General features: G+C 37.6%; 13 protein-coding genes. 10 read left to right on the forward strand and 3 right to left on the reverse strand.

The window, feature by feature from the left end; all coding sequences use genetic code 11:
- Nucleotides 1-139: 139 nt before the first annotated feature.
- The 3 genes from DW173_RS00625 to DW173_RS00635 form a co-directional block, all read right to left on the reverse strand.
- Complete coding sequence (locus DW173_RS00625; RefSeq protein WP_233562068.1) at nt 140-2,998, reverse strand: hypothetical protein; 2,859 nt, start codon at nt 2,996-2,998, stop codon at nt 140-142.
- 13 nt (nt 2,999-3,011) lie between these two features.
- The gene (locus DW173_RS00630; protein ID WP_120143396.1) at nt 3,012-4,292 is read right to left on the reverse strand and encodes a hypothetical protein; all 1,281 of its coding nucleotides are present in this window, start codon (nt 4,290-4,292) and stop codon (nt 3,012-3,014) included.
- Nucleotides 4,293-4,572: 280 nt separating this feature from the next.
- Nucleotides 4,573-8,661 carry a two-component regulator propeller domain-containing protein gene (locus DW173_RS00635; RefSeq protein ID WP_120143398.1) on the reverse strand — a complete coding sequence of 1,363 codons (4,089 nt, stop codon included), beginning with the start codon at nt 8,659-8,661 and terminating at the stop codon, nt 4,573-4,575.
- A gap of 287 nt (nt 8,662-8,948) precedes the next feature.
- On the opposite strand from DW173_RS00635, the gene DW173_RS00640 reads away from it, so the two are divergent.
- The 10 genes from DW173_RS00640 (at nt 8,949) to DW173_RS00685 (ending at nt 21,522) form a co-directional block, all read left to right on the forward strand.
- On the forward strand, nt 8,949-10,409 hold the full coding sequence (locus DW173_RS00640; protein WP_120143399.1) for a sugar-binding protein: 1,461 nt from the start codon (nt 8,949-8,951) through the stop codon (nt 10,407-10,409).
- Between the two features lie 47 nt (nt 10,410-10,456).
- Complete coding sequence (locus DW173_RS00645; protein WP_120143401.1) at nt 10,457-11,938, forward strand: family 43 glycosylhydrolase; 1,482 nt, start codon at nt 10,457-10,459, stop codon at nt 11,936-11,938.
- A 42-nt stretch (nt 11,939-11,980) separates the two neighbouring features.
- On the forward strand, nt 11,981-13,738 hold the full coding sequence (locus tag DW173_RS00650) for a family 43 glycosylhydrolase (protein WP_120143402.1): 1,758 nt from the start codon (nt 11,981-11,983) through the stop codon (nt 13,736-13,738).
- A 192-nt stretch (nt 13,739-13,930) separates the two neighbouring features.
- Entirely contained in the window at nt 13,931-14,200 is a 270-nt protein-coding gene (locus DW173_RS00655; protein WP_004306027.1) for a hypothetical protein, read from the forward strand.
- Nucleotides 14,201-14,207: 7 nt separating this feature from the next.
- Nucleotides 14,208-14,762, forward strand: coding sequence for a 1-acyl-sn-glycerol-3-phosphate acyltransferase (locus DW173_RS00660; RefSeq protein WP_004312588.1), 555 nt, complete (start codon nt 14,208-14,210; stop codon nt 14,760-14,762).
- Between the two features lie 94 nt (nt 14,763-14,856).
- The gene (locus DW173_RS00665) at nt 14,857-15,633 is read left to right on the forward strand and encodes an amidohydrolase (protein WP_120143404.1); all 777 of its coding nucleotides are present in this window, start codon (nt 14,857-14,859) and stop codon (nt 15,631-15,633) included.
- Between the two features lie 148 nt (nt 15,634-15,781).
- Nucleotides 15,782-17,773, forward strand: a complete 1,992-nt coding sequence (locus DW173_RS00670) for a glucosamine-6-phosphate deaminase (RefSeq protein WP_120143405.1) — start codon at nt 15,782-15,784, stop codon at nt 17,771-17,773.
- Nucleotides 17,774-17,991: 218 nt separating this feature from the next.
- Nucleotides 17,992-20,901, forward strand: coding sequence for a xanthan lyase (locus tag DW173_RS00675; protein WP_120143407.1), 2,910 nt, complete (start codon nt 17,992-17,994; stop codon nt 20,899-20,901).
- Between the two features lie 79 nt (nt 20,902-20,980).
- Nucleotides 20,981-21,298, forward strand: a complete 318-nt coding sequence (locus tag DW173_RS00680) for a hypothetical protein (protein ID WP_004312597.1) — start codon at nt 20,981-20,983, stop codon at nt 21,296-21,298.
- On the forward strand, nt 21,298-21,522 hold the full coding sequence (locus DW173_RS00685; RefSeq protein ID WP_004312598.1) for a sulfurtransferase TusA family protein: 225 nt from the start codon (nt 21,298-21,300) through the stop codon (nt 21,520-21,522). The genes DW173_RS00680 and DW173_RS00685 overlap by 1 nt, the downstream gene beginning before the upstream one ends.
- Nucleotides 21,523-21,530: the final 8 nt, after the last annotated feature.

Consider the following 21,530-nt stretch of genomic DNA (forward strand, 5'->3'; position numbering starts at 1 on the left):
GTCCTAGATTTGGTTCAAAAAGGTCTAAATTCAGACCTTTTTGCGGTTCAGACATCTTCAGGACTATATATTACCAAAAATCATTCAGAAAGGTATAAATATAGTTCAAGACATTAACTGCAAATATTTATTCATTTCGTTAATGCGATGGCATTAATGCTTTTATGACATGAACCAATTCCCCATTTTCTGCTATCCCTTCTATATTTAGGAAATAATTACCTGGTTGATCAGAAGTATAAAAAGAAAAACTTGCATTACCTTGCTCATCTGTCATCAATCTCGGACTCCAATAAAGAGTAGTACGCAGATCAGGTATTTCACTATTTTTTCCAATAGTCGTATCATATTTCGGTGAATAAAATTCTATTGGTTGTTGATAGCCTAAAGGATAGAATGTAGTATTTCGCATGTTTTGTTGTTGGATGCCATCATAATATTTCGACCACCATCCTAGACAACGTGAATCAAAATTGTCTTTTGTAGTAACATTTAAAATTGCAATTTTTTTCCGATTAAGAGGAATACGACAATAAGCCTGACATAAATCACGACCAGTATTCAAATAAAACTTCTCGCTCCACTTCAATGTTCCCTGCAACAAAGCATTCGCTCTATTTCGGTCAACATCCTTAACCAATACCATGCTCTCTACGTCACCTGGAGTTATCCAATTTACCAATATATCCGGCTTACAGAAATTATCATCGACAAACAACAATATCTGCTGATCACCATAATATACCATATCCTCGACCAATTGCATGGATCGAGAAGAATTACTTTCTACCGCATCCAACTCATACCCGCTAAAAAGCGATGTATCACGAGTAGCCAATATTTCGTCCGCCTTCAGACGGGCCTGCATTGCATCTGTATCTTCAGCTAATGTAGAAATAGTCAGGCCTTGAGATTTCAATAATGCACGCATATCCTTATAACGTACCATTTCTCTATCCGTGAACTTACTATAATCACGACTTCCCCACATTGGTGCCCTGACAATGATATCCTGCAACATAAAATGCAAATTATCCAAACGAGTAATCATCTCCATATCCTCTTTCTGTACATTATGCATAGAATCTTCTTCTAACGGACTTTGTGGATAGAGGGGAATATTATGAGGATACTCTCTATCAAAAAGCTCGATTTTTCCAGTCTCCTTTGCTTTCATCTGCACAGCATTAATATGAAAACCACTGCCATCGGCATAGGCTATACTATCGAAACAGAAGTAGCCATTCTTATCAGTAGAAATAATTCGCTGGAAACCTTTCAAACTACCAGTACCGGAAATTGAAACCAAATGTTCATTACTTGATTTCGTCAAAATACCTCCAGCACTTAGCGTACGTCCTTGCACTGCCATCTCTGTATGTTTTTCCAGAATTGGTGTTTCATATTTACCTTGAATAATTTCTGGTAACTTATATCGCCTCCATCCTTGTGTCAACATTAGCAGATCCAAACTATTCCGAGCTATTGCACTTCCTTGTTTAAAATAAAATCCGGGAGACCGTATAGCCCCTTTTAGTTCAGAGGTTAATAACAAATGGGAAAGAATATTGTAACATGAATCAACCGATGCGAATTTGCTATCAGTCACTGATACTGAATAAACTCCTGCTAAAGGTCGTTGGTTAGCATCTAAAAGATTAGTACTTATTGAAACTGCTTCCCGCTTCTGCTCAAGAATACCATCAATTGTCAGATTACAAATTACAGGAAGATAAGAATCTGAAAACGCAAGGCGTTCACTTAACACCTTCCCATCTTTGTTTAATAACAAAAACTGCACAACACCAGCCGGAAAATATTGTTTGGGAAACAAATATTTTTTTTGAGGCTCTTTCCACTCTTCCGACGCAATGACAATTCCACGAACATGAGCCACTAAATACAGAGACTCCAAAGGTGCTCCCTCTACAGACAATAAAGAAACTCTGAAATTCTCCCGTTGTGTGTCAACTCTCAATCCATACAATGCTTTCATATCAATAGAAGGCAACTTAAACTCTTTCCTCCGTCCAAACTTATCCACACATTTTACCATATATAACTTACCTGTTTCCGGAGTCAGAATAAATGATCCCATTCCTTCATGAAGCGTACGAGTAGAAGTAATCACCTCTCCAAATTCATCCACAATATCCAATTGCACATCCGCTGCATTTCCTGTACAACCAATTACTTTAAAGGCAATACGACAGGCTTGTCCGGCCAATAAATATCCGCCTTCAGGATAAAATGTCACATCATAATCTTCATTTTGGGTAGAAATCGGCAAATACCGACGATAAACATTATCATCTTTATCCTTCATTGACAAAAGCCATGATGTATTGCCTTTCCAATCCTTTTGGCCCCGTTCTACCATAAATCCATTCTTCATCTCTAACAGTTTCAACGACATGCCCGGCTGTTTATTTACTGACATAGTTGCCTGATTAAGGACCATAAGGGTATCACTGGCAGTAAATTTAAAGGTCAAGTCTGGAAACTTACTATTATTCCTTACAAAAGGCTTCATCTTTATTTTATTCCATGAAACAGTCACTATTCGAACAGGACGTCTGAAAATACATTCGCTTCTATTTTTCAACATATAACGAGAATAAGCACGCAACGTATAATCACCATCAGCCAGTTCACGTCCCAAAGATAGATAACCATGATAAATACCATTATCAGGACGCACTAATGCTTGGGAAACAATAGAATCCAGAGGATTTACTAATTCTACATATATATATTTGTCATGTAAGGGACTATGTAATGTAGCATCCACAATATAAGACCGAAACCACAAAGTATCACCTGCCATATAGGTAGCTTTATCAATATGCAAATAAACTTTTTCTTGCGGAAATACACTTAATTGAGTCACAAAACGATTGGTTAATGAATCTTTATTAAACTTTTCAGTTTGCCCATACCCCTTCATTACTCCTGCCGCAAACAAGATTAATATCAATAGAATACAAATTTTCTTCATAATGTGTATTTATTTAATTTATAAAAATAGGGAATCCATCGTTTATGCCTTTTTTATCCAGCCCCCACTGGTTAAATACATTTTTTTTGTCTACCCATTTGTTCAACAAATCAACAAATGAATCCTGTTTCATCTCACTATTACTGAAATATCTAAAAGAGTCGGGTATTTTCATCGATCCGTACATGATTTCATTCCAAGCTTCAGAGCGAATTTTACTTCCTTCAAAACGAGGTTTCTTAATAGTGCTTAGTTTACAAGATTCTTCACTCCAATAACATGCAGCTCCATCACGGTTGATACGATCAATAGTCGGTATTACCAAATTATCAGAATTGGCAAAATAAGCATATACACCTACCAACCCGTCAGTAATAACAGGATATCTAGTACGAATTTTTCCAGAGCTGTAATTATTAGCAAACAAAACTTTCCATGTAGAAATCTGTATTGGATGTAAGTTTATATGCCCGGCAATGCCACCTGCCACATCTCTTGCCATGATGATTCCTGTATTATAACAATTAGCCACAGTATCATTCGGAAGTTCTTTCAATCCTGAATCTTTTATAGACTTTTGATAAGGTTCCGTAAATTCACCTATAATACCTCCTACATGTTCATAACGCCCAATAATCTCTCCTCTATTAAAAGAATTATAAATAGAGCCGCCTTCAAAATAACCGATAATCCCCCCAACACAACGATGCCCATAAACCTTACCATAATTACTACAGCCGATAATACGGTTTTGTCCAGAAGAAAAACCTATAAGTCCACCTGTAAAATTACGATCATTTTCCACAATACCTCCATTTGAACAATTCAATATCTGTGTATTACATGAAATATAACCAGCAATGGCACCAACATAATTGTATGCAATTATATGAGAATAGCGAATGTGAGTATTCTTCACTGTTGCTTTTTTCAAAAAACCAAATAGCCCCTGAAAAAAGGTTTCAGAACCCGCTCTCGTAAACAGACCTGCAATATAGTGTCCATTCCCGTCAAAGGTCCCTTCAAAAGGGTTCTTAGATGTTCCAATGGGGATCCATGACTTTATTTTTGTTTGTCGATTCCACTCTTGCCATCCAATTGTATCATTTAACCAAATATCAGCTGATAGTTTGACCACTCTCCCCTGATAAGAATTCCCATTATTAACAGACTCTGAAAAAGCTCTTAAACCTTCAGCAGTAGAAATAATTAATGGATTCTCAATATATTGAGCCGCATGTATTATAGAAATAAAAGTCAAAGATATGCTCAATATAAAAAAACGTTTTTTCATTTACGTAGAATTTAAAATTAGTACTCATTTATCAAAAGACAAAATTGAGACTTTCCGAGAAAGTTGAAGTACAGAAATCAATCAAATGGGTTTAAATTTGGAGCAATGATAAAATTACTTATTTATGTTATGGCAGTTAGTTCGAGAATTATTCATAAGGTTTAAAAATCAATTAATATTTTAAAAGTAATGAGAATAAATACACCCTAAAAACATCATGAATATCAACTATAAAACAAATAGTCGATATTCATGATAAATCATACTAAGATTAATATATTTATAATTTATTAATTTTAGTATCTGCTTTTTGAAACTCTTTAGGAGTCACCCCAAATTCCTCTTTGAAACATGTCGAAAAATATTTAGGATTGGAGAATCCACACGTATACGCAACTTCTGATACAGATATTGATTTATTTCTCAACATCTTTACGCCTTGCTTTAAACGGACATTCCGGATAAACTCAACCGGGGACAAACCTATTATCGCTTTTGTCTTACGATAAAGAGAAGATTTGGACATAGCCAAAGCATCTGCCAACTGAATGACGTCAAACGTAGAAGAAGATAAATTTTCTTGTATAACCTCTATAACCTTCTCCAAGAATTCTTTATCAATATCGGTAGCATCCAACAAATTAAAGTTTATGTCCTCTATATCAGTACGAAATTCTTCTTGCTTGGTCCTTTTATCCATTAAGAAATTATCAAGACGCGCTTCAAGTACCTTTAACTCAAAAGGTTTGGATATATAGGCATTAGCTCCGGCATTATAACATTCAATACGATCCTCTGCCGTATTTTTCGCTGTTAATAGAATAATAGGTATATGACTCGTCTCTAAATTTCCCTTAATGGTGCGACATAATTCCAAACCATCCATTTCAGGCATCATAACATCACTTACAATGATATCGACTTCATTATCTTTCATCAGTTCTAAAGCTTCTACCCCATTTTTAGCCATCATCACATGATAACGTCTGGACAAAATACGCTCCATTAAATACAATAATTCTTCATTGTCTTCTACTAGTAACAAATGAATATCATTAACTGTAGTTTCCACATTCTCTCCTTCATGCTGCTCCCAAGCTTCCATATCAACATCTACAATATCCGTCCTACCTTCCTTTCTCAGTTCCTGTGATGATTCGATATTTATCTCACTCTCAGCATAGCTTTCTTTATCAATAGGAATAATTACTGTAAATGAAGTTCCTTTTTCTATTTCACTTTCTACACTAATTGTTCCGTGGTGTATTTCCAACAAGTCTTTTGTAAGTGAAAGTCCTATGCCATTAGTTTCACTAGATACCCAATGTTGATTAGTATAGAACCGCGTAAATATCTTATCTAGATCTTCAGGAGCAATCCCCTTGCCTGTATCACTGACTATAATAGATAAATAAGTATGCCCATTCTGCGAATGGGTCGATAGTGCAATCTTTATTTCTCCCCCTTCTTCTGTATATTTACAAGCATTAGATAAAAGATTAAAGACCACTTTATCTATCTTATCTACATCAAAATATGCTTGTATTGTGTCCTCTGATGATTCAAAAGAAATTGTCAACTTTTTCTTTTGAATTAAAGGCATAAAATTAGAATTACAAACATTGCAAATCAAAGATACAATATCTCCTGAAGTTACTTTCAATTTCATATTTCCACTCTCAACTTTACGGAAGTCAAGAATCTGCTGCAACAATCTTTTCAAGCGGTTTACATTAGCACGAATCATTTCAAACTGTGGAATCTTATTCTTGTAAGTGATTTCTGCATCATCAATCAAACAAGTAACAATAGTCAAAGGAGTGAGAAGATCATGAGAAATATTCGTAAAATAACGCAATTTAGCCTGAACGAGTTCTTCCGATTTTTCCTTTTCAATCTGAACTATTCTCAATTCATGACGCAATTGCATCCTTCGTTTTGTCCTATAATAAAATGAATAACCAGCCAATAAAACAAACACAACATAAGCCGTATAAGCCCACCAAGTCTCGTAAAATGCCGGAGCTTTATCCACTTGTATCTTCGTTACAAGACTACTCCATAATCCGTTAACATCTGTTGCCTTTACACAAAAAGTACGTTTCCCTTTTGGAAGCCGATTATAATACGCAAAACGACGTCCATCTTTGATATACACCCAGTCTTTATCTACTCCTTCCATTTTATAAGCATATTGTATTTTTGTTGGGAAACTATAATTTAAGGAAGAAAAATCAATCTCAATATTCTGGTCTTCAGCATGTAATTTTAATGTCCGCTTAAGCAAATTAAAACGTTCATTAGTCTTTCCTGTCAATAATGACTCATCATCCATTTTCACATCTACAATGTGTGTCCGAATTTTCTTTGGTTTATCAGCCAACTTTTTATAAGGGACAAACACCGCAATGCCCCTATTACCTCCATAAAACATTTCTCCTACCGGACTTTTAAAGCAAGAATGTTTAGGGAAAGAGTTTACAACAATATCCTGTCCAGCCTGATAACTAATCTGCCCTCCAGTCTTAGGGTCATATTCTATAATCTTCTTGTTAGTAGAAATCCAAAGATGACCTGTATCATCCATCTTCATATCCTGTACCCCCTCAGTTAAAGTAGGAAATATATCAGAATAATCCTCAACCGTTTTTGTTTTTTGGTCATATAGAAAGACATAACCTTCTTGACTCCCCATCCATACTCGTCCTTCTTTATCTGTACATAGGTCTTCGATATTATCACTGATTAAACGTCCTGACGCCATATCAAACTTTACAATATTTTCCTTTCTAATCTGGAAATCCTCAGATACAGTCAAACAAAAAACACCATTGCGTCTTGTGCTAATCCATATATGTCCTGAATTATCTTCAGCTAGACCTGTTATTTCCCTTTGGAGAAAACCAGTTTCCTTTAATATATTATGACTATTGGCAGGTTTCACCAACAATCCCAATGATGTTACAATCCATACATTCTGTTTTTTATCTTCATAAAAGAATTGTGGATTATTGCCTACCCCTTTTGTATATTGTTGCAAATTTAGACGAGAAATAAGTCGTATTTTCCCATTCTCCTTTCTCATTGTATAAATAAATGGCTGATAAGATGGGCCGACCCATATTTCATCATTTGAAGAGGAATATCCAATAAAATTAATAGTCTCCATGCCTAGCAAACTATTCAAGTCCGGTATATCCTTATACCAAATAACTTTATCGCTATTTTTTTTATAAATTCCTAATCCTAAACGATTTTGATTTATCCAAATATCTCCATCCTTATCCTTATAGATAGCTTGAATATTGGTTGTTAATCCTGTCGTCTCCTTAATAAAAGGCATCAGATAATTCTGGATAACAGGTTTATCCATATTAATATAAGATACTCCCTCATTAAAGGAAGCAATCCACAAATTACCCGCTTTATCTTTACATATTTCACTAAATATATTATTCAATTTTGAGGAAATATCACTAATATCGACAGTTTCCACAAAATTATCTACTCTTTTCCGAATAGCATAAAGTCCCCGAGCACTAACTAACCAAAGATATCCATATCTATCATCCTGCTGAATACTAAAGAAAGTTCCATTTTCCGGCAATTCGCCTTCTTTAATACTTTTAACCGGTATATAAATCTGCTCATTTTTTTCTTCCGGATAAAACTTATAAAGCCCCTCTCCCCAAGTACCTACCCAATGCTGTTTTTTGTCATCTTGAAAAACACAAAACGGATTATTCTCTTTACCGACTGACGGATATTTAACAAAAGTATCTTTTACCCGATCATAGCGAAATATACCCTTTCTCCAGAAAGTTACCCAAATATTATTATCAACATCTTCGTAAATAGAGTTCACACTAGTGATTGGCAAAGAATTATCATATCTTTTACAAGAAGAAAAGTCACTGGAACATCTGTATAGGGCGATATAAGTGCCTACCCATATATATCCTTTAGAATCAAAAAGAATCGAACGAATTTCCTGATCTTTTAATTCCTCATTATCCACATGACAGATTTCATAAGTTTTCTTATTTAATATATTCAATCCTTTCTTTGTACCAATCAAGACACGTTCCCATGAATCAGTAATACTTGTAATTTGATTATCAGTCAAAAGATTCGGCGTTGTTTTTCCAGATCGGAAAGTTAACACTCGATAGCCATCATAACGTGATAATCCTTCACGAGTACCAAACCACATAAAACCTTCACGATCCTGAAATATTCTTTGCACGGAATTTGAAGGCAACTGCCCCCCCAAAGGTAGTACATCAACAGATAATTGTTGCGCAGCAATAAAACTCCATATATTTAAAATAAATAGCAAAAATATGATAATTCTTTTCTTTATTTCCATAGCACTTTTATTATTTAAATACAATATTAAAGCAAATATTATTTTCAAGCAAACCATTTAACTATAAAATAGAGCTAAAATGTTATGAAATGATGTTTATGAATGATTTTCAAACCTTCTGAATGATTTTTATACCCCTGTAACCACAACTAAAAACTAATAATTCAAAATTAGACGTATTTGATTAATTCAAGAACTCTTATTATAAATAGTTTCCGCAACTTTGCAAAAGAATAATACGCTCATAAAATCAATTATTAATATTAAACTATAAAACATTCAGTATCATGAAAAGAAAGTATGTAAAAATCATGTTCTTATCAATGACATTGTTGACTAGTAGTATAACAACTGCTTACGCTACAATACCAGAAGATGAGAAAAAAGAAGAAGCACCAAAAGTAACAGAAGATGCTCATTTGCCACTAATGATTATCAATGGAACAAACAACTCTGAACACTTTTTCGTTAGTTCCGAATCACTCACAAATAAAGAAATAAGAATTACTGCACCAAACGGATTTACCGTATCTCCATCCGTTATACCTGCCAATAGCGGCAAACAAAAAGTAACCGTAACTTTAAACAGTTCCAAAATACTAACAGAAGGCAAAATAGTACTACGAAATGGAGATTATCGTTCTTATTTGCAAGTAAAAGGATATGGCACTGCACTTCCCGCAAAAGATATTTCAAAATCATCCGTTTACAAAGGTGGAAATGATTCCGACTTCAATAAAACGTTTACTCCCGGTTCCAAAGGATACACTCTTGAATTTAGAGTAAAAACTGATGAACCGGAAAAATGCTTCTATCCTTACTTTGTCAATGAAAAAGGATATGGATTTAAGGCATATATAACTTCTACTGAAGTTGGATTATATAATGCATACAAAAAAAATATTTCCAACCCCGCCACTGCAGGAAAGGAAGGTGGACAAGGTAAATTCTATAACAACGACGGAGAGGCACACACTTATCGTATTGCAGTAACCTCTGATAACCGTGCTTTCATTTACAGAGACGGTATGCCAATTGACTCAGTTCGTATAATCGACTATGCTCCCCAGCCATATTTTGCATCGGGAATCGGAAAAGCAGTAGAAAATCTATTGAAAAATCCCGGCTTTGAAGGGGAGTTTGATACAAATCCGGAAAGCAAACTAGTAACAGCCGTTGAAGGATGGGATGTTGTAATAGGTGATCGATGGAATTCTGAACAATATATTAAGTCTGAAGAAATAGACAATATGCAAGATATTGATAATCATATCTTCGAAATAAAGCCTTATAAATGGGCCGCTGGCTGGAGTGACGGAATTCTCATGCAGGTCGTAGACGTCGCCCCTAATGAAACTTATACATTATCTGCCTTACTCAAAGGTGGCATTGCCAAAAAAGCAGGTACACTGACTGGTAAAATGATCATTGAAGAAGCACAAAATAAAGAAAAAAGAGTCGTTACAGAAATAGCCAGTGATAATTGGGAAATGTACTCTATGGACTATACAACTTCTGCAGATTGTAAACAGCTACGCATATCCTTCACTGTAGGACGTGGTAAATGGGGTAATGACATCGGTGCAATCCGAGTTGACAACGCCAAATTAACTGGTGTATCATGCAACTATGTACCCAAATTTGGTTTCGTAGATAATACTGCAGATATAGAATACTTCGCTATTGATGAATCCGGTGCCTATGCCCCCATGCAACCTACTATAACAATTAATCTTCCATCTAAATAACATTGCCAAAAAATATAATAAAATATAGAAAAATAAATAGCAAAATCATGAGACATATTCTATTTATATACTTTATGTTTTCTGTTATTTCTGCTTTTTCACAAAACACTCAGATTAGTCCGGGTGTTTTGTGGAATGATATAAACGGGGAACAAATCAACGCACACGGTGGTTGCGTGGTATTTGAAAAAGGTTTTTATTATTGGTTTGGAGAAGATCGTACAGGCTTTGTTTCTAATGGGGTAAGTTGTTATCAGTCTAAAGATTTATATAATTGGAAGCGACTGGGGTTATCTTTGAAAACAAAAGGAGAACCAAAAGAGGACATGAATGACATATCACATGGACGCTTATTTGAACGTCCCAAGGTTATTTATAACCCTCAAACAAAAAAGTGGGTTATGTGGACTCATTGGGAAAGTGGTAATGGATATGGAGCTGCAAGAGTCTGTGTGGCAACAAGTGACAGGATAGAAGGTCCCTATATACTATATAAAACTTTTCGTCCCAACAAAAACGAATCACGTGATCAAACTCTTTTTGTAGATACAAACGGAGATGCCTACCATTTCTGTTCAACAGACATGAACACCAACATGAATGTTTCTTTATTGAGAGATGATTATTTAGAACCCACCCCTACTGAAACCAAAATATTAAAAGGGCTAAAATACGAGGCACCAGCTATTTTTAAAGTTGGTGATTACTATTATGGGTTGTTCTCGGGTTGTACTGGCTGGGCTCCTAATCCAGGAAAAACAGCATATACTACTAGTATTTTAAATGAATGGACTACCGGTCGCAACTTTGCAGTAGACAAACTAAAACAAGTAACTTATAATTCACAAAGCTGCTATGTTTTTAAAGTGAACAATAAAACAAATGCATATATCTACATGGGAGATCGCTGGAATTCCAAAAATGTAGAGAAATCCCACCATGTATGGTTGCCGATCAGTATGCGTTCAGGATATCCTGTGGTGAAATGGTATAACAAATGGGATTTAAGTATCTTTGATAAAATGTACCGTTACAAAAGAGCTGAAAAGATCATAAACGGTAATATTTATTCACTATTGGAGAAAAACTCAGACCGTTTGGTATCAAAACCGATTAATGGTTTTAGTATAGCAGATGACAATGATACCATTAATTTAAGTTTAGAGTTTATTAAAACTGATATTCCTAATGGATATAAACTAAAAGACATTAAAACTGGAAAATTCTTAGAATCATTGTTCGGAACTCTGCGTTTAAATCCGGAAAAACAGAATGATGCCCAATGTTGGATATTTAACTTGCTAGAAGACGGTTATTATCAGATACAGAATGCAAAAGACAAGAAATATATTACTGTTTCCGGTTCAAATACATTCGATGGAACAAGTTTATACCTTACAGAGTATTCTAAAAAACTTATGCAGGATTTTGCTGTATATTTCGATTCAGACAAATACCAATATAAAGAAGCAGACATTTTCGCTGCAACTTACAGGACTAATAATTTGAAACTAATGGGAGCCCAATAACTTCCAGACATATTTCAAACAATTAATTAAATTAATTAGATTATGAATATAAAGAAGCAACGAATAAAGATCTACCTCTTATTCATTTTTATATGTCTGCCCAATCTGTCAATTGTTCCTTCTTTCGCTTTTCAATCCAGAGAGATCAGTATGGAGACAGCAAGTAGTTGGGCAGTCACAACTACCGTTTTCAAACTAGCAGGCAGCAATGAAGTTAACAATGTCAAATTAAACTGGATGCAACGAAAAGATGCTGACCTCTACAAAATATACCGGGACAATAACCTGATTGGAGAAGCTAAAGGTAACACATACGATGATTACAACCTAATGGTCAACAAAACTTTTACTTACCATATAGAAGCTTTTTATAACGGACAAAAAGTTGCGACTTCCATTTCTCAACAAGCTACCACTTTTATCCCTACCGGTGAAAGTAAAGTTTACGACAACCTGAATGGCAAATATATCACAAAAAAATCCTCCGGCGACAAACCACAAGGAATGAAAATCAATGATCTTTATTTTTCTTATAAAATAGAAAATACGGAGAAGACTGTTGATGGACAACAACTCAAAGGATGGCTAGTCACTGAAAGTTACTCTAAAACAGGATTAAATGGAAGTTGGAGTACTCCTAGAGAGTTGGCCTTTTATCCGAATGTTAAAATGGAAGGTAATGCGTTCCGATATAATCCAAAGACAGGAAAAGTTGTATTATCTTCGCATTATGAAGATGAAAATGGATACACAGCAGCTAAAATCTATCTAGCGCAAATTACCCCTAAAGGTAAACTTGAAGTAGGTACTATGGAACGTCCATTAGGACATGATTCAAGAGATCAATCGCTTTTTATTGATGATGATAATACGGCATATCTTCTTTCTGCCACTAACACAAACAGTGATATAAATATATATAAATTGGATGCCTCTTGGACAAAACCAGTCGAATTAGTCAATACAATATGCAAAGGATTACATAGAGAAACTCCTGCAATTATCAAAAAAGACGGAGAATACTACTTCTTCAGTTCAAAGGCCTCCGGATGGTATCCAAGTCAAACGATGTATACCTCAACAACTGACTTGGTAGGTGAATGGACACCTATAAGAGAAATTGGTAATAACACTACATTTGATGCACAGTTTAACAGAATAGCAATGGTAGGAAAAACCTATGGGGTATGGAGCTACCATTGGGGAGCACAACGAAAATATAAAACACCAAATGGAAACTTCCCCAGAATTTCTATTGCTGCATTCAATAATGGATATGCTTCGATGGATTACTACAGATATTTGGAATTTAATGATAAATATGGTATCATTCCTGTGCAGAATGGGAAAAACCTAACATTGAATGCATCTGTTACATCAGCTATCCCAGGAGCAAAAGGAGTGAAAGCTGATTGTATCACCGATGGAGCTGATTTAGAATCTTCTACTTATTTCCAAAAAAGCTCAAATGCCGCTACCGGTGCTCCTTATATGTTTACTATAGATATGAAAAAAGAGGCCAAAATTTCAGAAATAAACCTTTCAACAAGGTTAGTTAATGGCTCTGAAGCTGCATATAAATATACAATCGAAGGGAGTTTGGATGGCAAAAATTACAAAACGCTTGTAGATGGCAGAACGAATTGGCAGTTAGGATTTCTAATTCTGAATATAGAAGATCCTGCGTCTTATAGATACCTGCGTCTGCGTGTTTATGGTGTTGTCAATGTACATAAAGGCAATTCTGCCATGTGGGCTGATGGTATTTATGAGTTTACTGCTTTTGGAACTCCACAATAAATAATAAAGCAAAATTTATAGAAAAAGCCGGTTAGCTGTTTAAACAGTTAACCGGCTTTTGTTTATATACGTATAAAAGATATTAAAAGCCATCTCTATTTTATTTTTTCCCCATATAATTCGCTAGAATCAAAGAAAGTGCCTATCTTTACCGCAAGTATTTTTTATTATTCACCATTAAATGTAAAGATTATGGCAAGTAGAAGAGAACTCAAAAAGAACGTAAACTATATCGCAGGAGAATTATTCACCGAGTGTTTAATCAACAGTATGTTCATCCCTGGCACAGACAAGGTGAAAGCAGATGAACTGATGGCAGAGGTACTGAAGATGCAGGATGAATTTGTTACTCGCATCAGCCACACAGAACCGGGCAACGTGAAAGGTTTTTATAAGAAATTCCGTGCTGATTTTAATGCAAAGGTAAACGAGATTATTGAAGCTATAGGGAAATTGAACTAACAACAGAATGAAAAAAGCAATTTATAGCTTTATCTATTACCGCCTGTTAGGGTGGAAGACAAACGTTACGGTACCTAATTATGATAAATGCGTGATATGTGCCGCTCCACACACAACAAACCTTGATTTATTTATTGGAAAACTATTTTATGGTGCTATAGGCCGTAAGACAAGTTTCATGATGAAAAAGGAATGGTTTTTCTTTCCGCTTGGAATTTTTTTCAAAGCAGTTGGCGGAATTCCCGTCGACCGTAGTCGAAAAACTTCGCTAGTAGATCAGATGGTTCATAAATTTGCCGAATATAAAAAGTTTAATTTGGCTATCACTCCCGAAGGAACCCGTAAAGCGAATCCAAACTGGAAAAAAGGCTTTTATTTTATAGCCTTGAAAGCCCAGGTTCCGATCGTTCTGATTGGTATTGATTACAGCAAGAAAACGATTTCGGCAACGAAAGCTATCATGCCGTCAGGAGATATTAATAAGGACATGAGAGAAATCAAACTTTACTTCAAGGATTTCAAAGGAAAACATCCGGAGAATTTTGCTCTTGGAGAAATATGATTTAAGTATCAGGTATTAAGTATTAATCGTAGTTTTTGATATACTTATCCGCACGGCTTAATACTTAATACTTATTACTTAATACTTAGTTATCATGGAGTCTATCCGTATTTCTATCATACAAACCGATATTGTTTGGGAAAATAAACAAGAAAATCTCCGTTTGCTCCACGAAAAGCTGCAAAGTCTTCGTGGAATAACGGAGATTGTTGTTTTACCGGAGATGTTTTCTACCGGATTCAGTATGCAGAGTAAAATACTGGCAGAGCCAAATTCCGGAGAAACCATTACAACACTCAAACAATGGGCCGCCAAATTCCAGCTAGCCATTTGCGGAAGCTATATAGCAACAGAGAACGAACAGTTTTATAACCGTGCGTTCTTTCTGACACCGGAAGGAGAAGAGTTCTATTATGACAAACGACATCTGTTTCGTATGGGACGGGAAGCCGAACATTTTTCGGCCGGTGATAAACGACTCATCATCCCCTATCATGGATGGAATATCTGCCTGCTGGTTTGCTATGACCTTCGTTTCCCTGTATGGAGCCGAAACGTAGGCAACGAGTACGACCTTTTAATATATGTAGCCAACTGGCCTATCCCCCGCCGTCTGGTTTGGGATACTCTACTCCGGGCACGCGCTTTAGAAAATCAATGCTATGTATGCGGTGTCAACAGAGTAGGTACAGACGGGTACCAACTTTCATATAATGGAGGAAGTAAAGTCTATTCCGCTTTCGGAGAAGAAATCGGCTCATTTCCAGATGGAAAGGAAGGAATTACGACTGTCAGTGTAAATCTCACTGCTCTCAACCAATTCAGAGAGAAGTTCCCGGTATGGAAAGATGCAGACGAATTCCATCTATAACATTTGCCAAATAACAAATGTTAAAAACAGATTCATGTAGCAACAATACCTAGAACTCGGTAGTTAATTATATAGACTTCTTTTGTATCTTTGTCGTGAAAATACAGTCGTAAGGACGCTAATCTTACATAACTTAATTAACAACTTTATGAAAACAAATCTTAGTTCTCAAATCAGTCTCCACCGGGTCTCCCCCAGATACTACAGACCGGAGAATGCATTTGAAAAATCAGTCTTGACAAGACTCGAAAAAATCCCTACGGACATCTACGAATCCGTAGAAGAAGGTGCTAACTATATTGCTCGCGAAATAGCACAAACCATCCGCGAAAAACAAAAAGCAGGACGCTTCTGCGTATTGGCACTCCCCGGAGGTGATTCGCCCAGCCACGTATATACCGAACTCATCCGCATGCATAAGGAAGAAGGTCTTAGCTTCCGCAATGTGATCGTATTTAACATGTATGAATATTATCCGTTGGCTCCCGATGCAATCAACAGCAACTTCAATGCTTTGAAGAGTATGTTGCTGGATCACATCGATATTGACAAACAGAATATATTCACTCCCGACGGAAGCATTGCCAAAGATACCATCTTCGAATATTGCCGTCTGTACGAACAACGCATTGAAAGCTTCGGAGGTATTGATATTGCCTTGTTGGGCATTGGCCGTGTAGGTAACATCGCGTTCAACGAACCGGGTTCCCGACTGAATTCTACCACTCGTCTGATCTTGTTGGATAATGCATCACGCAACGAAGCATCCAAGATTTTCGGAACGCTGGATAATACGCCGATCAGTTCTATTACAATGGGTGTATCCACTATCCTTGGCGCAAAGAAGGTTTATCTGCTTGCATGGGGGGAAAACAAAGCAGCTATGATTAAAGAATGTGTGGAAGGTGCGATCACTGACACTATTCCGGCTTCTTATCTGCAAACTCACAACAACGCGCATGTAGCTCTTGATCTTTCAGCAGCTATGAACTTAACACGTATCCAACGTCCGTGGCTGGTAACTTCTTGCGAATGGAATGATAAATTAATACGTAGCGCCATTGTTTGGTTGTGTCAGTTGACTGGCAAACCGATTCTGAAGTTGACTAATAAAGACTATAACGAAAACGGTTTGAGTGAACTTCTGGCACTTTACGGTTCTGCGTACAATGTAAACATCAAAATCTTCAATGATTTACAGCACACCATTACCGGATGGCCGGGTGGCAAACCTAATGCTGATGACACCTACCGTCCGGAACGTGCAAAACCGTATCCGAAACGTGTGGTCATCTTCTCTCCGCATCCGGATGATGATGTTATTTCAATGGGTGGTACGCTTCGCCGTTTGGTAGAACAAAAGCACGAAGTACACGTAGCTTACGAGACTTCCGGTAATATCGCCGTAGGTGACGAAGAAGTAGTTCGTTTCATGCATTTCATCAACGGATTCAACCAACTCTTCAATAACAGTGCAGATCAGGTTATCAATGAGAAATATGCAGAAATACGTAATTTCTTGAAAGAGAAGAAAGATGGTGATATGGACAGTCGTGACATTCTGACTATCAAAGGTCTGATTCGTCGTGGTGAAGCCCGTACGGCCTGTACTTATAACAATATACCATTGGAACGATGCCACTTCCTAGACTTGCCGTTCTATGAAACAGGTAAGATTCAGAAAAACCCGATCAGTGAAGCAGACGTGGAAATCGTACGTAACTTGCTTCGTGAAGTGAAACCTCATCAGATTTTCGTTGCAGGTGACCTGGCCGACCCGCACGGAACACACCGTGTATGTACGGACGCCGTATTCGCAGCTGTTGATCTTGAAAAAGAAGAAGGTGCCAAATGGCTGAAAGACTGCCGTATCTGGATGTACCGTGGTGCGTGGGCTGAATGGGAAATCGAAAATATTGAAATGGCAGTGCCGATCAGTCCGGAAGAACTTCGTGCAAAACGTAACTCTATCCTGAAACATCAGTCGCAGATGGAAAGCGCTCCGTTCTTGGGTAATGACGAACGTTTGTTCTGGCAACGTAGTGAAGACCGCAACCGTGGCACAGCTACTTTGTATGATAAGTTAGGACTGGCTTCTTACGAAGCAATGGAAGCATTTGTAGAATACGTTCCTTTATAAGAATAATATTCTTAATTAAGAGAATATAAAACAATGAAAGAAGAGTGGGAAGTTTCGATACTTCTCGCTCTTTTTTTGTTATTTTTGCGGGGATAATTCACCACAGAGGAAAGGAGGACACAGAGTTATTATGAACAACCATTTTATATCGCTTCATAGATTTAACCTCCGTGTCCTCCTTTCCTCTGTGGTGAAAATGAGAACAAAAGCATTGAATAATGAAAAAGATAATAGTGTTTCTTCTATGCCTTACTGTAAGTGCTAATTTTCTTTTCGCTCAAGATATTGAAAGAAATGTAAAAGAACGGCTGACGGATTACTTCAACAAATATACCGCAACAGCCAAAATCAGCACTCCTAAACTGAACAGTTTCGATATAAATTATGATCGCAAGACAATTGCAATCTACGCATCGGAAAGTTTCGCCTATCAGCCTTTCCGTCCGGAAACTGTAGAATACATTTATAATCAAGTTAAAGAACTGCTTCCGGGGCCTGTTCATTATTACCAGCTCACCATTTATACAGATGGAAAACCTATTGAAGATTTGGTTCCTAATTTCTACCGGAATAAGAAAAAGGATAAGGAGCGGTTATCTTTGAATATAGACTATAAAGGAGCTCCCTGGGTGAAAAACATCTCACGCCCCAATGAAATTTCACGCGGACTGCAAGACCGTCATATCGCAATCTGGCAAAGCCACGGCAACTATTTCAAGAATGATAAAAACGAATGGGGATGGCAACGCCCCCGATTATTCTGCACCACGGAAGATATGTTCACTCAATCTTTCGTTCTTCCATACGTGATTCCCATGTTGGAGAATGCTGGAGCGATTGTTTATACTCCCCGTGAACGGGATACGCAGAAGAATGAAATCATCGTAGATAATGACACTCCCAACGCTTCCCTTTATCTGGAAGTGGGTAGCAAAAAAGCTAATTGGACAAATGCCCCGGTAAGAGGATTTGCTCAAAAGAAAACGATCTATAAAGAGGGAGAGAATCCTTTCACTGACGGAACCTGCCGTTTCATACCAACCGAAAGAAAGAAAAAGAAGAATAAAGACCAGGTATTTGCCGAATGGGTACCTACCCTACCGGCAACAGGTAAGTATGCTGTTTATGTTTCTTATCAGACACTCCCCAATAGTGTAAGCGACGCCAAATATCTGGTATTCCATAACGGAGGAGTAACCGAATTTAAAGTTAATCAGAAAATAGGTGGAGGCACATGGGTTTACCTCGGAACGTTTGAATTTGATAAAGGGAACAACGACTACGGCATGGTGGTACTTAGCAACGAGAGCAGCGAACATGGAGTTGTATGCGCCGATGCAGTACGTTTTGGAGGTGGAATGGGAAACATTGCCCGTGGAGGAAGAACCAGCGGGCTGCCCCGTTATTTGGAAGGAGCACGCTACTCTGCGCAATGGGCGGGAATGCCATACGAAGTATATGCAGGTCGTAAAGGTGAAAACGACTATACAGACGACATCAACACACGTTCCAACGCTATCAACTATTTGTCGGGCAGTTCTGTCTACAACCCGCAACAATCGGGTTTAGGCGTACCTTTGGAAATGACTATGGCGTTGCACAGTGATGCCGGATGCAGCAAGACTGATGAGCTTATCGGATCGCTCGGTATCTATACCACCGATTTCAATAATGGAAAACTGAATACAGGAACAGACCGGTATGCATCACGTGATTTAGCCGATATTCTGCTTACACAGATTCAGAAAGATATTTATTCAAGTTACAGCATCCCCTGGACACGCCGCAGTATGTGGAACCGGAATTACAGTGAAACACGTCTCCCGGCTACACCTTCTACGATTATCGAACTGCTCTCCCATCAGAACTTCGCAGATATGCAGTTAGGGCATGATCCGAACTTCAAGTTTACAGTGGGACGAGCCATTTACAAAGGTATTTTGCAGTTCATTACCAGCCAGCATGATAAAGAATATATAGTTCAGCCCCTGCCAGTCAGCAATTTCGCCATTCAATTCGGAAAGAAAAAGAATACATTGGAACTTTCATGGAAAGGTGAAGATGATCCACAAGAACCGACTGCACGCCCACGGGAATACATCGTATATACACGCATTGGTTATGGAGGCTTTGACAATGGAACCTTAGTCAGCAAAACGTCCCACACCGTTAAAATAGAACCGGGGCTCGTTTATTCATTCAAAGTGACTGCCGTAAACCGCGGCGGGGAAAGCTTTCCCTCCGAAATCCTTTCCGCTTATAAAGCCAAACGCGAACAGGAAAAGGTAATTATCATCAATGGCTTTGATAGAATCAGCGGTCCGGCGGTCGTTAATACTTCTGATAGAGCAGGATTCGATTTATCACAAGATCCCGGAGTCCCGTATATATCAAACATTTCGTTTTGCGGAGCACAAACAGGCTTCGACCGTACACAAGCCGGAAAAGAAGGAAAAGGCAGTCTGGGACATAGCGGAAACGAGTTAGAAGGAATGAAAATAGCGGGGAACACATTCGATTATCCTTTCATTCATGGAAAAGCGATTCAGGCAGCCGGCAAATATAGTTTTGTGTCATGCAGTGACGAAGCAGTAGAAAACGGATTGGTTACGTTAGAAGATTATCCGGTGGTAGATTATATCCTGGGACTGGAAAAAGAAGATCCCGCAAATAAAGCGTACTACAAGACATTCTCCTCGGCTATGCAACGAATTATGACCAGTTATTGTCAGTCGGGAGGTAATCTGTTTGTCAGCGGTGCTTATGTAGGAAGCGATATGAGCGGCACACAAGGAAACCGGGAGTTTACAGAGAAAATACTGAAATATGGTTATCAAAGTAGCCTGACGGATAAGAGTTCGAATCAGATTAAAGGATTGGGGCGCGCAATCACGATCCCGCGTCTGCCCAATGAGAACAGTTATGCGGTTCCTGCAGCAGATTGCATCGTTCCCGTAGATACTGCTTTCCCTGTATTTACGTATGTACCCGGCAATCAGAGCGCAGGTATCGCTTACAAAGGAAACTACCGCACTTTTGTATTGGGCTTTCCTTTCGAAAGCATCCAGTCGGAAGCGGATCGGGCAACCATCATGGCAGGCATCTTGGGATTCTTTACTCAAAAATAAAAAATATCCTTTTTTTTAATCCGTTTCTCATTTTAAATTCTATCTTTGCTACTATAATAACCTTTAAAACTAAAAAACAATGTATACTATACAAGCAAATCCTAGCGGTACACGCAGCATAGAAGTATCTAATGAAAACTTGAGAACGATTGAGAAATATGCTCTGTTCCGTCATCTTATCGACAGTACCGGTATTGTAGATGAAGCAGTTCTGGATAAGTTGAAACTAAATATCCGCTCCCTTATCGCCAGTCAGGAAGAAGACAGTAAAGACTTGCTGGACCTTTGTATCGACGTGATTTATCACAATAATATGAAGGCATTCGGTCTGCAACAGCTCATCAAGCTCTATCTTACCTGGCTTTCCAACACGGAAGCGGAAGAAGAGGAGGAATAATGATTACGGTAGATACCTGCGGAATAACAGCATACAGTCCGCTGATTCCTGCAATAAGAGCAATGTGCACTGCCTCTCCGGGAGAAACGATAGAGATTATCATGAACCATGCTGACGCGTTTCAGGATCTAAAGGAATATCTGTCCGAGCAAGGTATCGGTTTTCGTGAAATCTATGATGGAGAACAAATGACATTACAGTTCACAATCAATGGGAAGTTATAAAAAAACAT

Origin of the sequence: Bacteroides sp. AM16-13, from assembly GCF_003602705.1 — a bacterium.
Lineage (GTDB): Bacteria > Bacteroidota > Bacteroidia > Bacteroidales > Bacteroidaceae > Bacteroides > Bacteroides xylanisolvens.